General features: G+C 59.2%; 5 protein-coding genes. 3 read left to right on the top strand and 2 right to left on the bottom strand.

What is annotated here, in order from left to right; translation table 11 throughout:
* Together HKN37_11340 and HKN37_11335 are read right to left on the bottom strand one after the other, a co-directional pair.
* A partial coding sequence (locus HKN37_11340) for a hypothetical protein (protein NNE47242.1) occupies nt 1-872 on the bottom strand: 872 nt, incomplete at its 3' end.
* Nucleotides 865-2,073 (bottom strand): aminotransferase class I/II-fold pyridoxal phosphate-dependent enzyme, encoded by a 1,209-nt coding sequence (locus tag HKN37_11335; GenBank protein NNE47241.1) that lies wholly within the window; start codon nt 2,071-2,073, stop codon nt 865-867. The genes HKN37_11335 and HKN37_11340, both read right to left, overlap by 8 nt.
* Before the next feature lie 206 nt (nt 2,074-2,279).
* Here HKN37_11335 and HKN37_11330 point away from each other — a divergent pair, with 206 nt between their 5' ends.
* From HKN37_11330 to HKN37_11320, 3 genes are all read left to right on the top strand, one after another.
* On the top strand, nt 2,280-3,764 hold the full coding sequence (locus HKN37_11330; protein NNE47240.1) for an aldehyde dehydrogenase family protein: 1,485 nt from the start codon (nt 2,280-2,282) through the stop codon (nt 3,762-3,764).
* 89 nt (nt 3,765-3,853) lie between these two features.
* Nucleotides 3,854-6,805, top strand: a complete 2,952-nt coding sequence (locus tag HKN37_11325; protein ID NNE47239.1) for a protein kinase — start codon at nt 3,854-3,856, stop codon at nt 6,803-6,805.
* Between the two features lie 3 nt (nt 6,806-6,808).
* A partial coding sequence (locus tag HKN37_11320) for a protein kinase (protein NNE47238.1) occupies nt 6,809-8,160 on the top strand: 1,352 nt, incomplete at its 3' end.

Here is an 8,160-nt window from a genome sequence, read left to right as displayed (position 1 = left end):
CCGTAGACAAGCATGGACCGCTTCCCGACCGGACTGACGTATTGGTCCTCAACCAATGCGAATATGCCCACCACAAACCCGATCCTGTCCGCGGGCTGCGGAATATCCACCACCCAGTGATCGACCCGATGGAGATTGCCGAAAGCCTGCTCGTCAACCAGCTGACCGCTCGCAAGCGTGGACAGCGAGTCGGGGACGTTCAGGCGTAACTCAAACGTCATGCTTTCCGCTGGATGGTTCCAGACAGGCAGCCACGAACGAACTGCGGCCGGACCCACGTCCGTCCAGACTTGCGTGGGCAGCGATGGATCATCGCCGGCAGGATCGACAAAACGTACTCCGCCGTGTGCGGCGTCGACCGCGCCATTCGCACGATACTGAATCGACAGCGACAATGTATCGGCTCGGCGTAGCGCCGCCCGCGGAACCACCACGATGCCGTCGTCGACCATCCTGAATTCGCTCAAGACAACAGCGCCGCCCCGTTGTAACTCCGCGCTCTCGACGCGAATGCCTTTGCCGTGCAGGAGAATCTCCGCCAGACCACGACGCAGGATGACAAGGTGGTATTTTACCGTGCCGACTACGGCCGCCTTGTCGAAATCAAACGACAGATCGACCTCGGCATGCAAGAGATCGTAGCCCGATTGGCCCGAGGCGGTACTGGCCCCCATGTTCGAGAGCACCTCATAGCCCGAGGGAAAACTCGCGCGAATCCGATCAACGTCACGGGCGCTCTCCGACTGTTCGGGCGGCAGGTCAACGCCACTATCCCTTACAGCGGGACTCCCTCCCGACGCACAACCAATCATTACACAGGATATGAGGATGGCCAGGTACGACCCGAGGCCTCCCCTATTCCATTCACGCATGTTCGAGCCGCTCCTGGTAACGACGAGCGAAGCGCTGGATCTTGAGGACCGCTTCCCTGATGTTCTCCAGAGAGTTCGCGTAGGCGCATCGGACGAAACCGGCGCCGCTGGGTCCGAATGCGTCGCCAGGGACAACCGCCACGTGCTCCTCCTCGAGAAGCTTCTGCGCGAAATCCTCGGATGACAGTCCCGTTGACCGGATATCCGGAAACGCGTAGAACGCACCCTCCGGCTCAAAGGTCGGAAGACCCGCCTCCCGGAGGCCATCGACAAGAACTCGCCGGCGTTCGTCGTACGCCTGCCTCATCTTCTCTACATCTGCCTGGCAGTCGCGAATAGCTGCTACCGCGCCGTACTGACTCGGTGTCGGCGCACTCATGATGATATACTGATGCAGCTTGTACATCGCCTGGTATATCGCGGTGGGAGCGCACGCATAGCCTACACGCCACCCGGTCATCGCATAGTTCTTCGAAAACCCGCCCAGCAATACCGTGCGGTCTCGCAGTGACGGAATCGAGGGAAGACATGTGTGACCCGAACTGTAAGCGTCTCCATAAACAAGGCGATCGTAGATCTCATCCGACAGAACGATCAGGTCGTGAGCCACAACGACCTCGGCAATCTCCTCAAGTGTCTTCCTTCGCAGGACCGCACCCGTTGGATTGTTCGGATATCCCAGGAAGACCACCTTGCTGCGAGGGGTGATCCGAGCTTCGATGTCGTGCGCCGTCACCTGAAAGTCGTTCTCGACAGATGTCGGAACATAGACCACCTTGCCACCGGCGAATATCGCGGTCGGGCCGTACGACACAAAGCACGGTTCCGGGATAAGAATCTCATCCCCCGGATTCAGCAGCGCGAGCATGGCAAGCTGCAGCGCCTCACTTACGCCAACCGTTACGAGGATTTCGTTTGCCGGGTTGTACTTGACACCGTAAAGGCGGTCCAGTTCACCGGCGATCAGGTCGCGTAGATCGGCGAGTCCGGCGTTCGCCGTGTATCCGGTCTTCCCGCCGGAGAGTGCACGCTCTGCCGCGTCGATGATCGGTTGCGGTGAGACGAAATCCGGCTCGCCAATACCGAGCGTAATCACGTCCTCCATAGTTGCGGCGATCTCGAAGAAACGTCGGATTCCGCTAGGCGGGACGCTCTGCACACGATCGGACAGGTAGCTCTCAAGAGGCTTGTGGGTCGTCATGGGAATCTTCGTTGCCTCCAGCTTTGATATTAGTATTACGCCACGCGGTCCGGGTCAAACTCTCCTCACCGAATCCGGCGACAGGGCGTCGAGGAACGCTCGTACCTGAACGGCATGTTGTTAACGGTACCGCCCCGGGCTATTTTGAAAAACGTCCCCGGATGTCGTCACCCACGGCCCCTCGACCAGCAACGCATACTCCTAATATGGCCAATTTGACACAGAATTACATTGCCGGCCAATGGCTCAGTGCAAGTAATGACCAGACATTCACAGACACAAATCCAGCCGACACCACGGAAGTGATTGGCGAGTTTCCGGATTCCAGCGCAGATGACGTCGACAATGCCGCGACGTCGGCCCGGGAGGCCTTCAAGTCCTGGTCTCGCGTTCCCGCGCCGAAGCGTGGTGACTTCCTGAAACGTATCGGTGATTTGCTGACCGAGCGCAAGGACAAGCTGGCCTTCGAGATGACCAGAGAGATGGGCAAGCCGTTCTTCGAAACAAAAGGCGACGTTCAGGAGGCCATCGATACGGCCTACTACGCAGCTTCCGAGACACGCCGCCTGTTCGGACACACCGTACCGAGCGAACTTCCGGCGAAGTTCAATATGAGTATTCGAAGACCCATCGGCGTTTGCGGAATAATCACTGCGTGGAACTTCCCCGTCGCCGTTCCCACGTGGAAGATGTTTCCGGCTCTGGCCTGCGGCAACACGGTTGTCTTCAAGCCGAGCGAAGAGGCGCCGCACAGCGGAGCACTCCTGGTACAAGTCATGATAGATGCGGGGCTCCCGGACGGTGTCATTAATCTGGTGCAAGGCGCCGGCAATGTCGGAGAAGCGCTCGTGTCGCACCCGGGAGTTGATGTCGTCTCGTTCACGGGCTCGACAAACACGGGCTCGAAGATCGCCGAGACGTGCGGGCGGATGCACAAACGCTTCTCACTCGAACTGGGTGGAAAGAATCCGATGATCGTCATGGCTGACGCTGACCTAGACCTGGCGCTCGATGGACTACTGTGGGGAGCGTTCGGAACGACAGGACAGCGATGTACTGCGACGAGTCGCTTGATCGTGCATGAGGATGTCCACGACCGGTTCGTTGAGATGCTTGTCGAAGGGGCTCGCAATCTCAGGCTCGGCGACGGCAACAAGAAGGATATCGACGTGGGGCCGCTGATCAACAGAACGGCGCTCACGAAAGTCCTGAGCTACGTCGAGATCGGCACCAAGGAAGGTGCCCGCGTGGTCACTGGCGGAAAGCGTGCGACCGGCACCGGACTTGAGAATGGATACTTCTTCGAGCCGACGATTTTTGTAGATGTGTCGCGCCGCATGCGTGTCGCTCGCGAGGAGATTTTTGGTCCGGTTCTGTCGGTCATCAAGGTGGCCTCGTACGACGAAGCCGTTGAAGTTGCGAATGACGTTCAGTACGGTCTGTCCTCATCAATCTACACGAAGGATGTCGCGACCGCTTTTCGCGCGATGCATGACATCGAAGCCGGCATTACCTATGTCAACGGCCCCACCATCGGAGCCGAGGCGCATATGCCATTCGGCGGTGTGAAGTCTACGGGCAATGGTCATCGGGAAGGCGGCTGGGAGGTGTTCGACTTCTACACTGAAACAAAGACAGTGTATGTCGACTATTCGGGCAAGCTCCAGAGGGCACAGATAGACCACGTCTGACGCGACCTGGTCGCTGGCCGGTCGTCGCTCGGTGAACGTGCGCGACCGATGGATGTACATTTACTCTCACGACTCATTCGTTCGACATCGTGCGCAAGGGCGAACGCATATCACACTTCGAGATCGTCGACAAACTCGGCGGCGGTGGCATGGGCGTCGTGTATACGGCGCGCGACGTTGAGCTGAATCGGACGGTCGCACTCAAGTTTCTCCCTCCGCATTTGAGTACGGATGAGAGCGCCCAGGAGCGCTTCATGCAGGAAGCGCGCGCTGCTTCGTCGCTCGATCACCCGAACATTTGCACGATCTACGAGATCGGTCGGACTGGCGAGGGTGAGATTTTCATTGCCATGGCGTTCTACGGCGGTCGCACGCTCAAGAGCGTGTTGGAGGATGGGCCGTTGACTGCCGAGCAAGCCGGCCGGATCACACGGCAGATCGCCGCAGGTCTAACTCGAGCTCACGAGGCCGGGATCACCCACCGGGACATCAAACCGGCGAACATCATGGTGACTGATCGCGGCGCGGTCAAGATCCTCGACTTTGGGCTCGCAAAGCTGGCTGAAGGCGCCGACCTGACGCGTGAAGACAGCACACTTGGAACCGCTGCCTACATGAGTCCAGAGCAGGCTCGTGGCGACGAGGTTGACCACCGTTCTGACCTCTGGTCGCTGGGAGTTGTCGCCTACGAGATGCTTGCCGGCAGGAAACCCTTCGCAGGCGATTACGAGCAAGCTGCCGTGTACTCGATTCTGAATGAGCAACCAGAGGAACTATCGGATGGAATTCCCGATGAGCTCCGAGATGTAGTAAATGGCCTGCTCACGAAAGACGCGGCCGTGCGCATCGGGAGCGCGAGCGAGGTCGAAGCACGACTCGAGAGCTACGGCGGCGGCTCGACCGTCACATCAGTGTCAAATGTCGCACAAATCAGTCGAAGGACACGAACGGTGCTCCCTTCATCCCTCTCGCTGAAGCGGGTGATGACTGTCCTGGTTGGCGTCGTGGCGATAGCAGCCGTCCTCATCTTCATCTCTCTCGCAGGAGAGGATGGCGAAGAACCGATCATGGCAAGTCCCGAGTCGTCGAGCCCTTCGCTGGCCGTTATGTACTTCGATAACCAGACTCCCGAGGAGAATCTGGAACGCGTCCTGGTGGATATGTTGACGACGAATCTGGCGCGCTATGACAATGTGAATGTCATGAGCAGCCAACGCCTGTTCGACATTCTCAAGCAACTCGGAAAGCAGGATATCGAGTTTGTCGATCGCAGCGTTGCCACGGAAGTCGCTGAGAAGGGCCGTATCCAGACGATGGTCATGGGTAGCATCATCCAGCTCGGCAGTCAGATTCGCATCAACGCGCAACTTACCGATGTTGAGACGGGAAGCATCCTCGCGTCGGTATCAGAGTCTGGTGACTCGGTGGAGGATGTCTTCTCGATGGTGGACCGGCTCACGGAACGCATCAGCGCCGAGCTTTCCTTTGATACTGAGCTTTCGGCCGTTCGGATAGCGGACGTAACGACGAGCTCGCTGTCGGCCTATCGACTGTTTGTTGAAGGTCGAGAGGCCGAAACCAACTGGGCCTTCGCGGATGCCGTCGAGCGGTACCAGGCGGCTGTGGCGGAAGACACAACTTTCGCGATGGCATATGGCCGGCTAGCGGGTGCACAGGGGATGCTCGATTTCTTTCGCACCGGAGCCTGGGCATCTTCGGCGACAGCGAGGTCTGCGATTGCGGCAGCTCGCCGGCACGCCGATCGTACGACAGATCTGGAGCGGCGGCTACTTGCGGTCTGGATTGCGATGTGGGACGGAGACGCCGAGCGAGCCGACAGTCTGGCGGGTCCACTTCTCGAAAGATATCCTCAAGAAAAGGATGTCCTGTTGGCGACGGCGGAGGCGAAGATTCGCTCTGATGATCCGATGAGTGCAGCAAGACTGTTCGAAAGAGCCATCGAACTGGACCCTACGGCCGAGAACGTGTACAACAACCTCGGCTACCTGTATTTGGGGTTAGGAGAATACGATCTCGCCCTTTCCGCCATCACGAAGTACCGCTCTCTGAAGCCGGACGTGTGGAATCCATACGACTCCGAGTGGGACGTACTGGTACAGGCGGGTCGACTCGATGAGGCAGACGCGATCCTGACAAAGGCGCTCGCAAGAAACGCGGACTGGTACTGGCTTCATCGCCAGAGAGGTCTTTCGCGGATCCTTCAGGGGCGGTTCGTCGATTCGCAGACCGACTTCCTGAAATACGGAGAGCGAAGCACACAGTCACACCTGTTTCTGTCAATCCTGTCTCTTTATCAGGGTCGTGTTGTCGACGCAAGGCGCGAGATCGATCTTTACGCGGAGCGGGCTGCTGACGACACGTCTCTTGTCCGGCGACTTCAGTACAGGGGTGTGATCCACGGGCTCACGGGCGATGTCGACGAAGGCTTGCAGGCTCTTGAAGAGTCGACTCGACTAGCGTTGCGAACGGACCAACGGCCCTTTGAGGCCATCAATGCGTATGCGGCCGCGACACTTGCCATTGATGCTCGCCGGTGGGATAACGCCGAGTCCTTCACGCGGTCGCTGAGACAGGTTGTTGAGCAGTCCGATCTAAAGCAGCTCTCGGCGCTTGAGGAGGTGCTCGCGATTCGCCGTCGGGTGACTCGAGGAACAGATGCAGGCAACGTCCAGGTCGGTACAGTTGTTTTCGGTGGTCAGGGATCGCCTCCCGAGATGTTTTACTTGAAGTCCGAGGTATTTCGCCGCCGAGGAGACTACAAACAAGCCGCGGCGACCCTCGACTTGCTCCGGACTGCCAACCTGTCGGGTCGGTACTGGGTAATTCCCTATGCGACGTTCTTCCACGAACGATCACTGCTCGATCTCCGCCTTGGCAGGATATACGAGGAAGCGGGCGACGTCGAAGCGGCAGTGACGCACTACCGCACGGCGCAGGAGCAGTGGAGGAACGCCGACGCTGACTTCGAGCCCATGAAAGAGACGGTCGGGGCGCTCGATCGGCTTGGAGCAAACGACTGACGCATGCAACTGGGAAAACTCATAGGCCAGTACCAGATCCTCGAGAAACTGGGTCGCGGCGGCATGGGCGTCGTGTACACGGCCCGCGACACGAAACTCGACCGGACCGTTGCCCTCAAGTTTCTGCCTCCGCACATGAGTACGGATGAGGAGGCGAAGCAGCGGTTTATCCAGGAGGCGAAGGCCGCGTCCGCTCTGGATCACGCCAACATCTGCACGATCCACGACATCGCCGAAACCGAGGACGGCGAGCTCTATATCGTGATGGCGTTCTACGAGGGGCAGACGCTGAAGTATCGCCTCGAGCACGAAGAATTCGCCATCGGCGACGCTCTCGATGTGGCCCGCCAGCTCGGACGGGCTCTCGAAAGAGCACACGAGGCTGGTATCATTCACCGCGATCTGAAGCCGGCCAATATCATGGTGACGGATCGCGGCGAGGTGAAACTGCTGGACTTCGGTCTTGCAAAATTGATGTCAGGGCTTGACCTGACAGCCGAAGGCAGCACGCTCGGCACGGCGGCATACATGAGTCCCGAGCAGGCGCGCGGCGAGGAAATGGACGCCCGTACGGACATCTGGTCATTCGGTGTCGTCCTGTACGAGATGCTGGCGGGGCAGAAGCCGTTTCGAGGCGACTACGACCAGGCCCTCCTCTATGCAATTCTGAATGAAGACCCCCCTCCCATCGACGAGCAGCGTCCGGAAATGCCGGACGCCCTGTCAGATACGGTCACTAAGTGTCTTCAGAAAGATCGGGACTCGCGCTACGACGGCATGACCACGCTGTTGTCGGACATCGACGCGGAAACTGTGCCCGCAGCTTCCGGGCGTGCGGACGCCCGCTCGAAACGCATGGTCTCCCGACCGGTTCTGCTGTCGATTGTTGGCCTGTTTTCCGCGCTTGTCCTTGCCGGCATAGTCTACCAGGCCAACCGAGGTGACGACGCCTCCGGCCACTCCGTGTCCAGCGACGTAATCGCCGTTCTTCCGTTTGCGGTCAGAGGATCTCCCGACCTGGCCTATCTTGGGGAGGGCATGGTGGATCTAATATCCCAGAAGCTCGACGGTGCCGGAAACCTGCGCGCACTTAATCCTCGTGCCGTCATCTCGCTGATAAACCGGGAGGGACTCGATATCAACGATCCTGAGTCCGGGAGCCGCGTCGCCCGCAAACTGGGCGCCGGCCGGTATGTCACGGGTGACCTCCTCGAGGTTGGCGGGAGGCTGAGGTTGACCGCCTACCTGACCGATACGGATCAGCCCAATCAGCCGTTGGGCGAGGCCGCTGTCGAAGGTGCGGCGGAAAACCTTTTTGACGTGATCGACGATCTTGTGACGGACCTGCTTGGAGG

The organism is Rhodothermales bacterium, assembly GCA_013002345.1.
Classification (GTDB): domain Bacteria; phylum Bacteroidota; class Rhodothermia; order Rhodothermales; family JABDKH01; genus JABDKH01.
The sequence above is the reverse complement of the archived record's forward strand: the minus strand, read 5'-3'. Positions and strand labels throughout refer to the sequence as shown.